The organism is Chryseobacterium sp. (assembly GCF_041914225.1).
Lineage (GTDB): Bacteria > Bacteroidota > Bacteroidia > Flavobacteriales > Weeksellaceae > Chryseobacterium.
In genome coordinates this window covers 1-15297 of the sequence record NZ_JAYSDT010000065.1, presented here as the reverse complement: position 1 = coordinate 15297, position 15297 = coordinate 1, and the positions used below count along the sequence as shown (strand labels likewise).

The following is a 15297-nucleotide window of genomic DNA, read 5'->3' as shown; positions in this document are numbered from 1 at the left end:
TCGTTCATTCAAATATTGAAAATGTTATCAAGAAAGGTTGAGGGATTAGACCCTGTGAAACCTTAGCAACCCTTTGCGCAAGTAAAGAAGGTGCTACGTTCTACCAAAATAATTTTGGACAGATAACTTACTGAAGTTCTTTTCAGCCATTTCCTGTGGCATTTTCAATTGTATTTAAATATAATAGAATTGAAAACAGAACTAAACTATATTAATCTTACGTATCAAACTCATTCCCAAAAGGAATACCATATCCCGTTAAGCTATCAGCTTTTTGGGAAAGATCTGTTTACAGCCCCTGTCATCTTAATCAACCATGCTCTTACCGGAAATTCAAATGTATCCGGAGATAAAGGCTGGTGGAAGCAGCTGGTAGGAAAAAATCAGATTGTTGATACAGATCAATACACAGTTCTGTGTTTCAATATACCCGGAAACGGTTATGACAATTTTTTAATTGAAGATTATGAAGACTTTACCCCTTCAGATATCGCTTCGATATTTCTGAAAGGGCTTGAAGCTTTACAGATCAAAAAACTATATGCCATTATCGGAGGCTCTCTGGGAGGAGGAATCGCCTGGGAAATGCTTGCCCAGCAGCCGGATCTAGCAGAGATATTTATTCCTATTGCCTGCGATTACAAAACGCACGACTGGCTTCATGCGCAATGTCTGGTTCAGAAATTCTTATTAAATGATAAAGAAGAACCATTACAGAAAGCGAGAATTCATGCCATGTTGTGTTACAGAACGCCGCAGTCGCTCAATGAAAGATTTCAAAACCAATATAACCAGGAAAAACAGCGCCTGGAATCAGAAGACTGGCTGATTTATCATGGTAATGCTTTAAACGAAAGATTTAGTTTAAAAGCATACAAGCTGATGAATCATCTCTTGATGAATATAAACGTTGCTGAAGAAGCATTGGAGAACATACAGGCACGAATGCGCATGATCTCCGTAGATTCAGACTTATTTTTCCCGGCTTCTGAAATCCGAATGTGTTTTGAAAACTTAAAAGAGAAAAATAAGAATGTTTCTTATCACGAGATCCAATCTATACACGGGCATGATGCCTTCTTAATGGAATATCAACAATTAAATAATATCATAAAAAACATTTTACAGGAGAAATGAAAATTGCTAACGAAATAAAATTTTTGAAGAACAGATCAATCGTCAAGTTTGAAGGAGAAGATTTCCTGGGAGAAATCGGGATTGACGGACGAATTTTTAAAGCGCTTACTTTAGCGCGCATCAGTGTAGGGGTAATCTCTCAACAAGCAGTAGAAAACGGAATTTCTATTTTGGTTCATGAAAATGATGCAGAGAAAGCAGTTGCTTGTCTTATAGATGAATTTGAAGCGGAAAGAAAATCAGGAAAAGTTTCCCAGATTTATAGTATTAATAATGTTTCCGTGATTGGTTTTGTAGCGGAAGATTTCAATAAAGTCTTTGCCGAGCTGGCAAGAAATAATGTTTTCCCGTTGCTTTTAAATCAGGTGGCCGGAGAAAACAGAGTCAATATCGTAGTAACTTCTTCGCAGGATGAAAAAACAAGGAATATCATAGAATCTGAAATTTTCAAAAAGCCAAAGACGGTTCATTTGGCAATTATTGGTCACGGAAACGTAGGAAAAACCTTGATAGAGCAGGTGCTTGAATCTGCTGAAGAAATTAAAAAACGTAAAAAAATAGACCTTAAAGTAGTTGCGGTAGCCAATTCAAAGAAAATTGCCTTCAACAAAAAAGGATTTGATGCCAATTGGGGTGATGAGGTTTTAACCGCAGAACATCCATCTAACGTGGAAGAATTGATTAATTTTTCCAATGAAAATCAACTGGAAAATCTGATTGTTGTGGATAACACAGCAAGCAAGGATTTTGTGAAGAATTATCATGCCCTGGCAGAAAATGGTTTCGATCTGGTTTCTTCCAACAAGATTTTCAATACCCTTCCGATAGAAGAGTACAGAAAACTAAGATATACGTTGAACAAAAATAACAGACGTTATCTGTATGAAACCAATGTTGGTGCAGGATTACCGTTAATTGATACCATCAAATTATTACACCTTTCAGGAGAAAACATCACCAGAATCAAAGGCGTATTCTCCGGAACATTAAGCTATGTTTTCAACAATTTTTCTCTGAGAGACGATAAATTTTCAACCATCATTAACGAAGCTCTAGAAAAAGGATATACAGAACCGGATCCAAGAGAAGACTTGTCAGGAAATGATGTGGCAAGAAAATTACTGATCCTTGCCAGAGAACTAGACCTGATCAATGAATTCGAAGATATTAGTATTCAAAATCTTGTTCCGGAAAGCTTACTTGAGGTTTCAAAATCAGAATTCCTTTCCAGACTTGAAGAGCTGGACGAAGAATATCAGAAAATAAAAGAAAACCAGGAGCCTGGACATGTCTTGAGATATGTAGGTGATTTGCACGGTGATTTGCAGAAAGATAAAGGTGAACTGGATGTAAAACTGGTTTCTGTTCCTGCAACTTCTGCATTAGGGCAGCTGAAAGGCTCAGATTCAATCTTTGAAATTTATACAGAAAGCTATGGTGAAAATCCAATAGTGATTATGGGAGCCGGAGCTGGTGCACAGGTAACGGCAAGGGGAGTATTCGGAGATATCTTAAGAGTAAGTGAAACTAAATAATATTTAATGTAACAATCTACCAGTTTAGCAGTGTAACAGTTACTACAATTGTCATTCTGAGCAAAGCGAAGAATCTCATTGTTACATTGTTAGACTGTTATATTGGTAAATTAATTAAAACTATATGGAAAATTTCGAAACATCAGCAATACGAACACAGACTGAAAGAACCCAGTTTGATGAACATTCTACGCCATTATATCTGACCTCCAGCTTTATATTTCAGGATGCGGAAGATATGAGAGCAAGCTTTGCAGAAGAAAAACCTAAAAACTTATACAGCCGCTTTTCCAATCCTAATGTAACAGAGTTTACAGATAAGATTGCTAAAATGGAAGGTGCAGAAGCAGGATATGCCTTTGCAACAGGAATGGCAGCCATCTATTCTACATTTGCAGCCTTGTTGAATGCAGGTGATCACATTGTAAGCTGCCAGTCGGTTTTCGGGTCTACACATACTTTGTTTACCAAATATTTCCCGAAATGGAATATTGAAACCTCTTATTTCAAGGCAGAAGATGCAAAGAATGTTGAACAGTATATCAAACCCAATACAAAGATCTTATATCTTGAAACGCCTACCAATCCGGCTATTGAAATTCTGGATCTTGAGTTCTTTGGACAGATTGCCAAAAAACATAATCTTATCTTTATTGTAGATAACTGTTTTGCAACACCTTATCTTCAGCAGCCTATCAAATATGGTGCAGATGTTGTTGTACACTCAGCAACGAAACTGATTGACGGACAGGGAAGAGTATTAGGAGGAATAGCAGTAGGAAAAGAAGACCTGATCAGGGAAATTTATCTTTTTGCAAGAAATACAGGTCCTGCATTGTCTCCTTTTAATGCCTGGGTATTGTCAAAAAGCCTGGAAACATTGGCAATCCGTGTAGAAAAGCATTGCGAGAATGCATTGAAGGTAGCAGAGTTTTTAGAAAACCATCCGAATGTAGAATTAGTAAAATACCCATTCCTGAAATCTCATCCAAGTTATGAAGTAGCCAAAAAACAAATGAAACTTGGTGGAAATATCGTGGCATTTGAAATAAAAGGCGGAATAGAAGGGGGTAGAAACTTTTTGGATAAGATACAAATGTGCTCGCTGTCTGCCAACTTAGGTGATACAAGAACAATCGTTACTCACCCGGCATCTACAACACACTCCAAGCTATCGGATGAAGAAAGGAATGAAGTAGGAATTACAGCAGGGTTGGTACGTTGCTCTGTAGGATTGGAAAATGTAGAGGATATCATTGCGGATCTGAAACAGGCCTTAGATTAATTCAAACAATTACTGGCTTTACTCAAAATAGATAAAAATGAAAAATTCAGAACAATTATATAAAGCTATGTCAGAAAGAATTTTAATTCTTGACGGTGCCATGGGAACGATGCTTCAGAGGTATAAGTTTGAAGAAGAAGATTACCGCGGAGAGCGTTTCAAAGATTGGGAACATCCGGTAAAAGGGAACAATGACCTGCTTTCTCTGACGCAGCCTCAAGCCATTGAGGAAGTTCACAAGAAATATCTTGAAGCAGGAGCAGACATCATTGAAACCAATACATTTTCGGGAACTACCATTGCGATGACAGATTATCACATGGAAGATCTGGTGTATGAACTGAATTACGAATCAGCAAAGATTGCCAGAAAAGCCTGTGATGAATACACTGCAAAGAATCCGGATAAACCGAGATTTGTAGCAGGATCTATAGGACCTACCAACAGAACGGCGAGTTTAAGTCCTGATGTGAATGACCCTGGATACAGAGCAATCACCTTTGAAGAATTGAGAGTGGCTTACAAACAGCAGTGTGAGGCTTTGTTGGATGGCGGTTCGGATATTCTTCTGGTAGAAACCATCTTTGATACCTTAAATGCAAAAGCAGCTTTCTTTGCCATTGATGAATTACAGGATGAGAGAGGAATTAAAATTCCGATCATGGTTTCAGGAACCATTACCGATGCTTCAGGAAGAACATTGAGCGGACAGACGGCAGAAGCTTTTCTGATTTCTGTTTCTCACCTGAATTTATTAAGCGTAGGATTCAACTGTGCTTTGGGTGCAGATCAGCTGACTCCTTATCTTGAAACACTGGCTCACAATTCAGAATTCTACGTGTCAGCATATCCGAATGCCGGTTTACCGAATGCTTTCGGAAAATACGATGAAACGCCAGAAGATATGGCAAGGCAGATTAAAGAATATGTTGAGAAAGGACTGATCAATATTATCGGAGGATGCTGCGGAACAACGCCTGAGCATATCAAAGCAATTGCAGAGCTGGTGAAAGATTACCCACCGAGGAAATTGAAGGAATTTGTGTGATTTGATAGATTTTTTTAATTAAAATCAAGAATGAAGGCTGGATTATAAATGTTAACTTTAAGTAAACCACAAAGTTAAATATATGGAAAAGCCAATTTATTTAAAAGATTCGGAGGATGTCAGATTATTTAATGAGCTTAGAAAGAAAGTGAACAAGAGAGTAGAAGCCATTTCTGAAAACAGGGATATTTATATTCAGATCAAAGCGGTAATACTGCCACTGGTTTATATTGGCTTATATTTTCTGGCTGTTTTAAATGCTGAAAAGCATTGGATCTATATTCTGAGCTTTGTATTGATGGGAATTTCTCTGGTTTTAATTTATTTAAACTTAATCCACGAAGCCGCCCATAATAACATCTATAAAAGTAAGAGGCTGAATGGACTGGTTCTTCACATTTTTGATTTTATAGGAGCCAATTCCTATATCTGGAAAAAAAGACATATTGCAAGTCACCATGCTTACCCGAATGTAGATGGATGGGATACGGATATCGAACAGAGCGGATTGCTCCTGATTGTTCCATGGATCAAGGCGAAAGGGATTCAGAAGTATCAGCATAAGTTCTTTTTTTTAGTATATCCGTTGTATTTGTTCAACTGGATGTTTATAAGAGACTTCCGGGACTTTTTTGATAAGGAAAGAGTGATTTTAAAAACCCAGGGAAGAATACCAGTTGTTGAAAAAGTGAAAATGGTGAGTTATAAGCTGTTCTATTTCTTTTATCAGATTGTAGTGCCTGTTGTGTTCTTTAAAGTATCAATAGGACTGGCCTTAGGAGCGTGGTTTTTACAGGTAATTTCAGCAAGCATTTTTGCATTGTTTGTGCTGCTGCCTTTGCATCCGCTTCCTGATAATGCCTTTCCGAGGTTAAATAAAGAGAATGGCCTTCCGTTCAGCTGGCTTCGCCACCAATTGGAGGTGACCAATGATTTAACAGAAAATAACTGGTTTGTAAGAAATGTATTGGGAAATTTCAATTTTCATGTAGCCCATCATCTGTTTCCAAACTATAGTTATATGTATTACAACGAAATTACTGAGGAAATTGAGGAATTTGCTAAAGAGCACAATTTAGCTTACAAAAGATTTCCGCTGATTACAGCTTTAAGTAAGCATAGGGATTTATTGAGGCAGAATGCTAATAATGCCTACTATATTTTAGAAGAATAAAATGAAGTATTTAAGATTATCAGGCCTTGAGCCTCTTATCATAACACCGGAGAGTAATTTCATCAATGTTGGTGAAAGGACCAACGTTGCCGGTTCCAAGAAATTTTTAAGACTGATTAAAGAGGAGAAATTCTCCGAAGCATTAGATATTGCCCGCCATCAGGTAGAAGGAGGCGCCCAGATTCTGGATGTAAACTTCGATGATGGGTTGATCGATGGGAAAGCTTCCATGATCAAATTTCTGAACTTAATTGCCTCTGAACCGGATATCGCAAGAATCCCGATTATGGTAGACTCCTCCAAATGGGAAATCCTTGAAGCCGGACTTCAGGTAGCTCAGGGAAAGTGTGTCGTAAATTCTATCAGTTTAAAGGAAGGAGAAGAGGAATTTATCAAGCACGCCAAAGCCATTAAAAGATACGGAGCGGCTGTTATTGTAATGGCATTTGATGAGGTAGGGCAAGCCGACAATCTTGAACGGAGAATTGAAATTTCAAAAAGATCTTATGATATCCTGGTAAATCAGATTGGTTTTCCTGCTGAAGATATCATTTTCGACTTGAATATCTTCCCGGTGGCTACCGGAATGGAAGAACACAGGAGAAATGCCATCGATTTTATTGAAGCTACACGATGGGTAAGACAAAATCTTCCTTATGCCTCTGTAAGCGGGGGAGTGAGTAATGTTTCCTTCTCCTTCCGCGGAAATGGTACCGTAAGGGAAGCAATGCACTCTGTATTCCTTTATCATGCCATTCAGGCAGGAATGAACATTGGTATTGTAAATCCGGCTATGTTAGAAGTTTATGATGAAATTAATAAAGAACTGCTGGAGCTGGTAGAAGATGTAATTCTGGATAGAAGGGATGATGCTACAGAAAGGCTTCTCGATTATTCCGAAAAGCATAAATCCGTAAAAAAAGAAAAGACTGAAGACTTAGAGTGGAGAAATAATCCGTTGCAGGAAAGGATTACCTATGCCTTGGTAAAAGGAATCGACCGTTTTATTGAAGAAGATGTTGAAGAAGCAAGGCTATTGGCTGAAAGACCCCTTCACGTTATTGAAGTGAATCTGATGACAGGAATGGGAGTGGTAGGAGATTTATTCGGAAGCGGAAAAATGTTCCTTCCACAGGTGGTAAAGTCAGCAAGGGTAATGAAAAAAGCTGTGGCTTATTTACAGCCGTTCATTGAAGCAGAAAAAGACGGAACAAAGCCTGCCAATGGAAAAATATTAATGGCAACAGTAAAAGGTGACGTACATGATATCGGTAAAAATATTGTAAGCGTTGTTCTTGGTTGTAACAACTATGAAATTGTCGACCTTGGAGTAATGGTGCCTGCCGAAAAGATTATCCAGACTGCCATTGAAGAAAAAGTAGATGTTATTGGATTGAGCGGATTGATTACGCCAAGTCTGGATGAAATGGTGTATATCGCATCAGAATTGGAAAGACAGAATTTAGATTTTCCTTTATTGATTGGTGGTGCTACAACTTCAAAAGCACATACCGCAGTGAAAATCGATTTAAAATATAAGAATGCTGTTGTTCACGTTAATGATGCCTCAAGAGCTGTAAATGTGGTGAGTGCATTGCTAGGGGACAGAAATAAAGAGTATGTTTCGGATTTAAAGAATGACTACTCTGAATTCAGAGAGAAGTTCCTGAACAGACAGGTTGATAAAGATTATGTCTCCATCAAAGAGGCAAGAGAAAACCGTTTTAAAATTGATTGGGAAAACGAAGAAATTTTTACCCCGAATAATTTAGGAATACAAATAATCGAAAATCAGGACCTGAATGAACTGGTTCCTTTTATCGACTGGTCTCCGTTTTTCAGAAGCTGGGATCTCCACGGGAAATACCCGAATATTCTGGAAGATGAGGTTGTGGGTGTTCAGGCTAAAGAATTATTTAAAGATGCTCAGGTTATTCTGAAAAGAATTCTGGATGAAAAACTGTTGACAGCAAAAGCCATCTTCGGAATCTTTAAAGCCAACTCCAATGACTTTGATGATATTCTGATTTTTGATGAAAATAATAACGAAAAAGCCAGGTTTTTAACCCTAAGACAGCAGGCTCAGAGATCAAAAGGAAAAGATTATCTTGCTTTAAGTGATTTCATTGCTCCTCAAAGCTCAGGAAAAACTGATTATGTGGGCGCATTCTGTGTAACAACAGGTTTTGGAACCGATGAACTGTCCGCGGAATACGAAAAAGCCAATGATGATTACAATTCCATCATGGTAAAAGCATTGGCAGACCGCTTTGCAGAAGCCTATGCCGAATTCCTGCATAAAAAAGTCAGAACAGAATACTGGGGATACGCCAATCAGGAAAACTTAAGCAACGAAGAGCTTATTGCCGAAAAATATAAAGGAATCCGCCCGGCGCCGGGATATCCGGCTTGCCCGGACCATCTGGAGAAGAAAACAATATGGGAACTTTTAAAAGTAGAAGAAAATACAGGCGTTTTCCTTACAGAAAGCCTTGCGATGTTCCCGACGGCATCTGTTTCCGGATACTATTTTGGAAGCCCGCATGCCAAATATTTCGGATTAGGAAAAATTACGGAAGACCAGCTTGAAGATTATGCAGCAAGAAGAGGCTGTAGCATTCAGGAAGCGAAAAAATGGTTGTCACCAAATTTAGCAGATTAACATTGACATGAAGATAACAGAACACATTAAAAATGCAAATGGAAAAACTTTATTCTCTTTAGAAGTTGTTCCGCCACAGAAAGGAATCGGGATTGAAGATCTGTATACGAATATAGACCCGTTAATGGAATTCAAACCACCTTTTATTGACGTTACGACATCCAGGGAAGAGTATATATATATCGACAAAGGAAATGGCCTTATGGAACGCCGTATTACAAGAATGCGTCCTGGAACCTTAGGAATTTGTGCGGCCATTCAGCATAAATACAATGTAGATACAGTTCCACACCTTCTTTGCGGAGGATTCACAAAAGAAGAGACAGAATATCTGCTGGTAGACTGTATGTACCTTGGGATAGACAATGTAATGGCCTTAAGAGGAGATGCGATGAAAGGGCATCAGTATTTTGAGCCTACCCAGGGAGGTCATGCAAGTGCGATGGATCTTGTCAATCAGATTAATGATCTCGGAAGAGGAAAATATCTTCATAACGAAGAGCAGGTCAGTGATGAATTGAATAAATTCTGCATTGGTGTTGCCGGTTATCCGGAAAAACATATGGAAGCCCCTTCTATGAATTATGATCTTAAATGGCTGAAACAAAAAGTAGATGCCGGAGCAGATTATATTGTAACCCAGATGTTCTTTGACAATAAAAAGTACATCGAATTCGTTCAGAAAGCAAGAGAAATGGGAATAACGGTTCCAATTATTCCGGGAATCAAACCTATTGCAACAAAGAAACACCTGAAAATTCTGCCACAGGTTTTCAAAATAGATCTACCTGAAGAACTGATTAATGAAGTGGAAAACGCAAAAAATAATGAAGCGGTAAAACAGATAGGAATAGAATGGGCCATTACCCAATGCAAAGAACTGCTGGACTTCGGAGTTCCTGTTCTGCACTTTTACTCAATGGGGAAAAGTGATAATATTAAAAAAGTAGCCGGTGAGCTATTCTAATAAAAGTACCAAAAATGAAGGAACCCCTGCGAATTTTCACAGGGGTTTAATTTTTTTATTGATTTAAAAACTTAACCAGTTTGATGAGGTCTTCTTCTTTATTTATTTTGATGTTATTTGATTTCGCGAACTTTTCAATCTCTTCTTTTTTTGCTGGAAAAGCATCAGCGATTTCCTTTATTTTCTTCGGCTTTTTAATATATCCGGATTCTGTTTTGATATAATAGACAGGATCCAAAGTATTAAAGCTTGCAGGCCTGTCTATTTCATATGAATTTTTTGCAGCAACAGCATTCTTAAATTGAGACTTTACTTTTTTATAAAGTGCATTTTTACCGTTTATTAATTCAAAGAAATATCCTTTCAAATCATCATCTGTGTCAAGTTTTACTAATACTTCTTTTGTTCGAGTAAATTCAATCCTGGTAAAAGGGCTGTCAGGAACTAAAGAATAGGTCTCTTCATCCTTCTTGAACTCAACTTCATCAAAATACATATTATAGCGTGCTACAGCAGTTTCAGCTCTGTCAGCAATATAAAATTTAGCAGGTGAAAATACTTTATCATAGTAGGGGTTCCCCTGTATATCATCATAACTGATTCCCTTACTGCTTGAATCTCCATTTTGATAAAATGTATGATTTAGCAATCTTGATCCATCATAACTCAATGTGGTCATCTGTTGTGCAGAAAGAGCAATGGTTAATACTAATAAAATACTTGTAATTATTTTTTTCATTGTATACGGGCTATTTAGTTTATTACTTTCAAAAATACAATTATTCAATTAAATAATATTGTTATTTATCCTAAATTAGGATGTCTCTCAAACTCCTTATTCCTGTCAAACAAATACCGGTAAGTTGCCAGTTTTCGGGTAACCGTAGTATCAAGAGTTTCCGCAATCTTGATCATTTTAGGATTAAAATCACCGATCCACTGTAATTCTGTAATCGTAAAATCTGTATGTTTTCTCAAATGTTGAGTTCCTTCCCAGATCATATATCCATCAATACCCTTTTTCTGCCATTCAGGTACAACACCAAAAACAAGTCCCACCATTTTTTCATTCTTCTTAAACCTTTTTAACAACAAAAATTTAAGTTTTTCAAAAATGCCGAATTTCCCGTTCAGATATTTAAACCACTGGTTGAGGTCCGGAATGTTGATCCACATCGCAATAGGTTTCTCGTTTTCATACACAAACCAGGAAATATGCTCATTGATGATTGGTTTCATCATATTAAACATTTTCAGAACTTTTGCTTCTTCCAGATGCTTTCCCTCTCCATGAGACGCCCATGCTTTATTATAAATCTCTGTAAAATCCTTTGCAAACTTCGGCAGATTATTTTTTTTCATAGGTTGTGCAGAAATTGCAGGATTCCTTCTGTTCTTTTCATGAGCAATCGTAAAAATCCGTGAAACTTCTGCAAAGACAGGTCTGGTAAAACAAAGCTGTTCAAAATAAACCTTAAATCCGTAATTTTCAAAAAGGTCTTTGTAATAAGGGAAATTGTAATTCATCCCAAACAGAGGCTCGATAAATCCTTCAATTAAAAGTCCCCAGAACTTATCTCTTTCTCCAAAATTGATAGGACCGTCCATTGCTTCCATTCCTTTTTCCCGAAGCCAGCTTTTGCAGTAGTCAAAAATGAAATCTGCTGTTACCTGATCATTGATGCAGTCGAAAAAACCAATTCCTCCGGTAGGTTGTTTTTGCTCATAACAGCCATTGATGAAAACAGCTACTTTACCAACCGTTTTATCATTTCTTTTAAACAGAAACCTCTTGCATTCCCCATTTTTAAAGAATTTATTCTTTTCAGGATCAAAAATTTCCTCAATATACTTATCTAAAGGCCGGATATAATTTTTGTCATCCCGGTAAAGGCGGGCCGGGAACTCCAGAAATTCTCTTTTATGGAGGTGGTTTTGTACTTCTTCAACAATAATCATAGGCTTTTTAATCAGAACTGGTTATAAAAGATAAGGTTTTCACCCTAATTGAATAGAGATGAACAGATATTATCCGTATTTTTGCTGCAAATTAAATAAAAATGGTTGATTTTACTGATAACGACGATGATATTTTCACAGGAAAAGAACATACGCCTATAAGGGAAGATGCTTTTGATAAATCGCCACAGGAAAAAATTGAAAAAATTACTGAGCTTTTTGGCGAGATTATGGAAACGCTGGGGTTAGATATGACGGATGATTCCCTGAAAGACTCCCCAAGACGTGTTGCCAAAATGTATGTGAATGAGATTTTCGGAGGACTTCTTCCTGAAAACAAACCGGGAATTTCCACTTTCTCCAATAAATACAAATACCGCCAGATGTTGGTGGAAAAAGATATCACTGTATATTCTTTCTGCGAACACCACTTTTTGCCTATTATAGGGAGAGCTCATGTTGCTTATATTTCTAATGGTGAAGTAATTGGTCTTTCAAAAATTAACAGGATTGTTGATTACTATGCAAAAAGACCTCAGGTTCAGGAAAGGCTTACCATGCAGATTGTAGATGCTTTGAAAGAAGCTTTAGGAACAAAAGATGTAGCTTGTATCATTGATGCCAAACATCTTTGTGTTAACTGCAGAGGAATAAAAGATACGGCAAGTTCTACAATTACGGCAGAATTAAGTGGTATTTTCAGAACCAATCCTATTACAAGACAGGAATTCTTACATTACGTAGGAAGTCATGCAAAACTAGATTAATAAAATGAACTACCAGATCCTCAAAAATATTATTGACACTGAGCTTCAGAGATTTCAAAATATATCTGAAGAAGAATGGTCTTATAAAAGTTCTCCGGAAAAATGGTCTAAAAAAGAAATTATTGGCCATCTTTGTGACAGTGCTTTAACAAATATCCGTAGATTTGTCGTTACCCAATACAAAGAGAACGAGAATATCGTTTATGATCAGAATTTTTGGGTGAAAGCTCAGAACTATCAGAATGTTCCTACTTCAGATCTTATTGACCTGTGGAAATCTTTGAACTATCAGATTGTTCATGTAGTTGAAAATATTCCGGATGAAGCATTGCAAAGAACCTGCGATACCACCAAAACAGAACTTCAAAGGTTTACCCTGGAGTTTATTATTAAGGATTACGTAGATCATTTGCAGCATCATTTAAAAGCGATTTAATAATGATAAAATTTAAAAAAGTTTCATATAAAATTTTTATCACAACAATTATTTGTTGTGACAAAGGTATTTTTTAACTAATTTTTGAATCTTTAAAATCATTAAATCTTTAACTTAAAATAAATGCAATTAAAAATATATAACTCCCTTACAGCGGAAAAAGAAATATTCAAACCTATCTTGGAAGGAAATGTCGGAATGTATGTCTGCGGACCTACAGTGTACAGCAATGTACATTTAGGAAATGTAAGAACTTTCCTTTCCTTCGATTTTATCTATCGTACCCTGATGCATTTGGGGTATAAAGTAAGATATGTAAGAAATATTACTGATGCGGGCCACCTTACCGATGATGGGAATGTAGATAACGACAGGTTCGTTAAGCAGACCAGACTTGAAAAGCTGGAGCCTATGGAAATTGTACAGAAATATACAGTAGATTTCCATAAAGTACTGGATATGTTCAATCTGCTGCCTCCAAACATCGAACCTACCGCTACAGGACATATTGTAGAACAGATAGAATTGACTCAAAAGCTGATTGAAAGAGGCTTTGCCTACGAAAGCAACGGTTCAGTATACTTCGATGTATTAGAATACAACAAAAGGGGCTTGAACTATGGTGAACTTTCAAAACGTAATATAGAAGAGCTATTTGCCAATACAAGAGACCTTGATGGTCAGGGAGAAAAGAAAAATCCACAGGATTTTGCATTGTGGAAAAAAGCCTCTCCAGCTCACATTATGAGATGGAACTCCCCTTGGGGAGAAGGATTCCCGGGATGGCACCTTGAATGTACTGCTATGAGTACAAAATATCTGGGCGAAACATTCGATATCCATGGAGGAGGAATGGATCTTAAGTTCCCTCACCATGAATGCGAAATTGCACAAGGAAAAGCCTGCAACGATGCCGCACCGGTAAATTACTGGATGCATGCCAATATGCTGACGATGAATTCGCAGCGTATGAGCAAATCTACAGGAAATTATATCCTTCCGATGCAGCTGGTTACAGGAGACAACGACTTCTTTGAAAAACCATTCCATCCTTCAATAGTGCGTTTCTGCTTCCTGCAGGCACACTATAGAAGTGTTTTGGATATTTCAAACGACGCTATGATAGCGAGCGAAAAAGGATTCATCAGATTAATGGAAGCTGTAAAAGTATTAAACTTTATTACTGCTGATGATACAAAACAATCCGGTTTCAGTCTGCAGGAATGGAAAAATAAAGCATACGACGCTTTAACAGACGATTTCAATTCACCAATCCTGATTGCTCACCTGTTTGAAGCTGTAAAATATATCTTTGCTTTGAATGATGGTAAAGAAACGATCTCAACTGCTGATCTTGAAGATTTAAAAACTACGCTCAACGCCTTTATCTTTGATGTTTTAGGGTTACAGACCGTAGAAGAAAATAATAACGAAAAACTTGATCAGACGCTAAAAGTTTTAATCGAACTGAGAAATCAGGCAAGAAAATCCAAAAACTTCGAGCTTTCAGACCAGATCAGAGACAAGCTGCTTGCAGAAGGCATCGAATTAAAAGACGGAAGAGACGGAACATCATACGTTCTGAACTAAAATATAACTTCGTTTTATCCCCATTCCGTAGGAGTCCCTCATATAAGGCTCTTACGGAATGTTTTTTTAGATACAGCAGAAAATTCATCAAAATTTCATATTCCTCTTATTTCTATTCTTCCCCAATACTCTTCACCTTTTTCACCCTCCAACTCTCCGACCCTCCAACTCTCAAACTTTTTAGGAGTTTTATCCTGCTATCCATTTCTACTCCTCGCGCCAGTGCCCTCCCATCCTCAAGCCCTCCCGCACTTCAGCTCCTGCTGCGGGGTAACCATTCCTATCAGGGCTAGGCAGATTATAATAGGCAGATTATAAGTAATGAGTAATAAGTAATGAGTAATAAGTAATAAGTAATAAGTAATAAGTTGAGGCAAATAAAAATAGTTTATATAGGCTATAATAAAATATACATGATGCTCCGTGAAAATCTGTGTCATCTGCGGTAAAAAATAAAAACCCTTCAATAGGAACGTGCTTTATTCCGTCTACAAAAATTCCTGCTGCTTTGGCTTTAGCCTAAACCTATCTCTTTTATTATATTACTGTCATCCCGTAACCTTACACTCACACCCCGTAAATCCCGCACCCCGCACCCCGAAACCCGAATCGCCCCATTAACTCTTTCCCCACCCACCAACTCCCGGACGCTCCAACTCTCCCAGCCAGACCCCCAAACAAATGTTTAAAATTTTTCCCCCTGCCTTTCAGTGTTTTAGGAGTAAATATTACGAAAC

At 37.5% G+C, this 15297-nt stretch carries 12 protein-coding genes and 1 riboswitch; of the genes, 10 read left to right on the top strand and 2 right to left on the bottom strand.

What is annotated here, in order from left to right; translation table 11 throughout:
• Positions 1-21 precede the first annotated feature (21 nt).
• Positions 22-129, top strand: a riboswitch (SAM riboswitch).
• A gap of 60 nt (positions 130-189) precedes the next feature.
• The 7 genes from ACE3RB_RS18435 (at position 190) to metF (ending at position 9808) form a co-directional block, all read left to right on the top strand.
• Positions 190-1137 carry an alpha/beta fold hydrolase gene (locus ACE3RB_RS18435; protein ID WP_374465554.1) on the top strand — a complete coding sequence of 316 codons (948 nt, stop codon included), beginning with the start codon at positions 190-192 and terminating at the stop codon, positions 1135-1137.
• Positions 1134-2672 (top strand): ACT domain-containing protein, encoded by a 1539-nt coding sequence (locus tag ACE3RB_RS18430; protein WP_374465553.1) that lies wholly within the window; start codon positions 1134-1136, stop codon positions 2670-2672. The genes ACE3RB_RS18435 and ACE3RB_RS18430 overlap by 4 nt, the downstream gene beginning before the upstream one ends.
• A gap of 124 nt (positions 2673-2796) precedes the next feature.
• Positions 2797-3957 (top strand): O-succinylhomoserine sulfhydrylase, encoded by a 1161-nt coding sequence (locus ACE3RB_RS18425; RefSeq protein ID WP_374465552.1) that lies wholly within the window; start codon positions 2797-2799, stop codon positions 3955-3957.
• A gap of 37 nt (positions 3958-3994) precedes the next feature.
• Positions 3995-5005: a homocysteine S-methyltransferase family protein gene (locus ACE3RB_RS18420; RefSeq protein ID WP_374465551.1), complete on the top strand. Its 1011-nt coding sequence runs from the start codon at positions 3995-3997 to the stop codon at positions 5003-5005.
• A gap of 82 nt (positions 5006-5087) precedes the next feature.
• Positions 5088-6179 carry a fatty acid desaturase gene (locus ACE3RB_RS18415; RefSeq protein ID WP_374465550.1) on the top strand — a complete coding sequence of 364 codons (1092 nt, stop codon included), beginning with the start codon at positions 5088-5090 and terminating at the stop codon, positions 6177-6179.
• Position 6180: 1 nt separating this feature from the next.
• The gene (gene metH, locus ACE3RB_RS18410) at positions 6181-8841 is read left to right on the top strand and encodes a methionine synthase (protein ID WP_374465549.1); all 2661 of its coding nucleotides are present in this window, start codon (positions 6181-6183) and stop codon (positions 8839-8841) included.
• Between the two features lie 7 nt (positions 8842-8848).
• Positions 8849-9808 carry a methylenetetrahydrofolate reductase [NAD(P)H] gene (gene metF, locus ACE3RB_RS18405; RefSeq protein WP_131437569.1) on the top strand — a complete coding sequence of 320 codons (960 nt, stop codon included), beginning with the start codon at positions 8849-8851 and terminating at the stop codon, positions 9806-9808.
• Positions 9809-9863: 55 nt separating this feature from the next.
• Here the strand turns inward: metF and ACE3RB_RS18400 are convergent, their stop codons facing one another.
• Together ACE3RB_RS18400 and ACE3RB_RS18395 are read right to left on the bottom strand one after the other, a co-directional pair.
• Positions 9864-10595: a hypothetical protein gene (locus ACE3RB_RS18400; RefSeq protein ID WP_374465548.1), complete on the bottom strand. Its 732-nt coding sequence runs from the start codon at positions 10593-10595 to the stop codon at positions 9864-9866.
• Positions 10596-10612: 17 nt separating this feature from the next.
• Entirely contained in the window at positions 10613-11767 is a 1155-nt protein-coding gene (locus ACE3RB_RS18395; protein WP_374465547.1) for a hypothetical protein, read from the bottom strand.
• 101 nt (positions 11768-11868) lie between these two features.
• On the opposite strand from ACE3RB_RS18395, the gene folE reads away from it, so the two are divergent.
• The 3 genes from folE to cysS all read left to right on the top strand — a co-directional run bounded on the left by folE (position 11869) and on the right by cysS (position 14560).
• Positions 11869-12534: a GTP cyclohydrolase I FolE gene (gene folE, locus ACE3RB_RS18390; RefSeq protein WP_002983392.1), complete on the top strand. Its 666-nt coding sequence runs from the start codon at positions 11869-11871 to the stop codon at positions 12532-12534.
• A 4-nt stretch (positions 12535-12538) separates the two neighbouring features.
• Positions 12539-12970 (top strand): DinB family protein, encoded by a 432-nt coding sequence (locus ACE3RB_RS18385; protein ID WP_374465546.1) that lies wholly within the window; start codon positions 12539-12541, stop codon positions 12968-12970.
• A gap of 123 nt (positions 12971-13093) precedes the next feature.
• Positions 13094-14560: a cysteine--tRNA ligase gene (cysS, locus tag ACE3RB_RS18380; protein ID WP_374465545.1), complete on the top strand. Its 1467-nt coding sequence runs from the start codon at positions 13094-13096 to the stop codon at positions 14558-14560.
• Positions 14561-15297 lie beyond the last annotated feature (737 nt).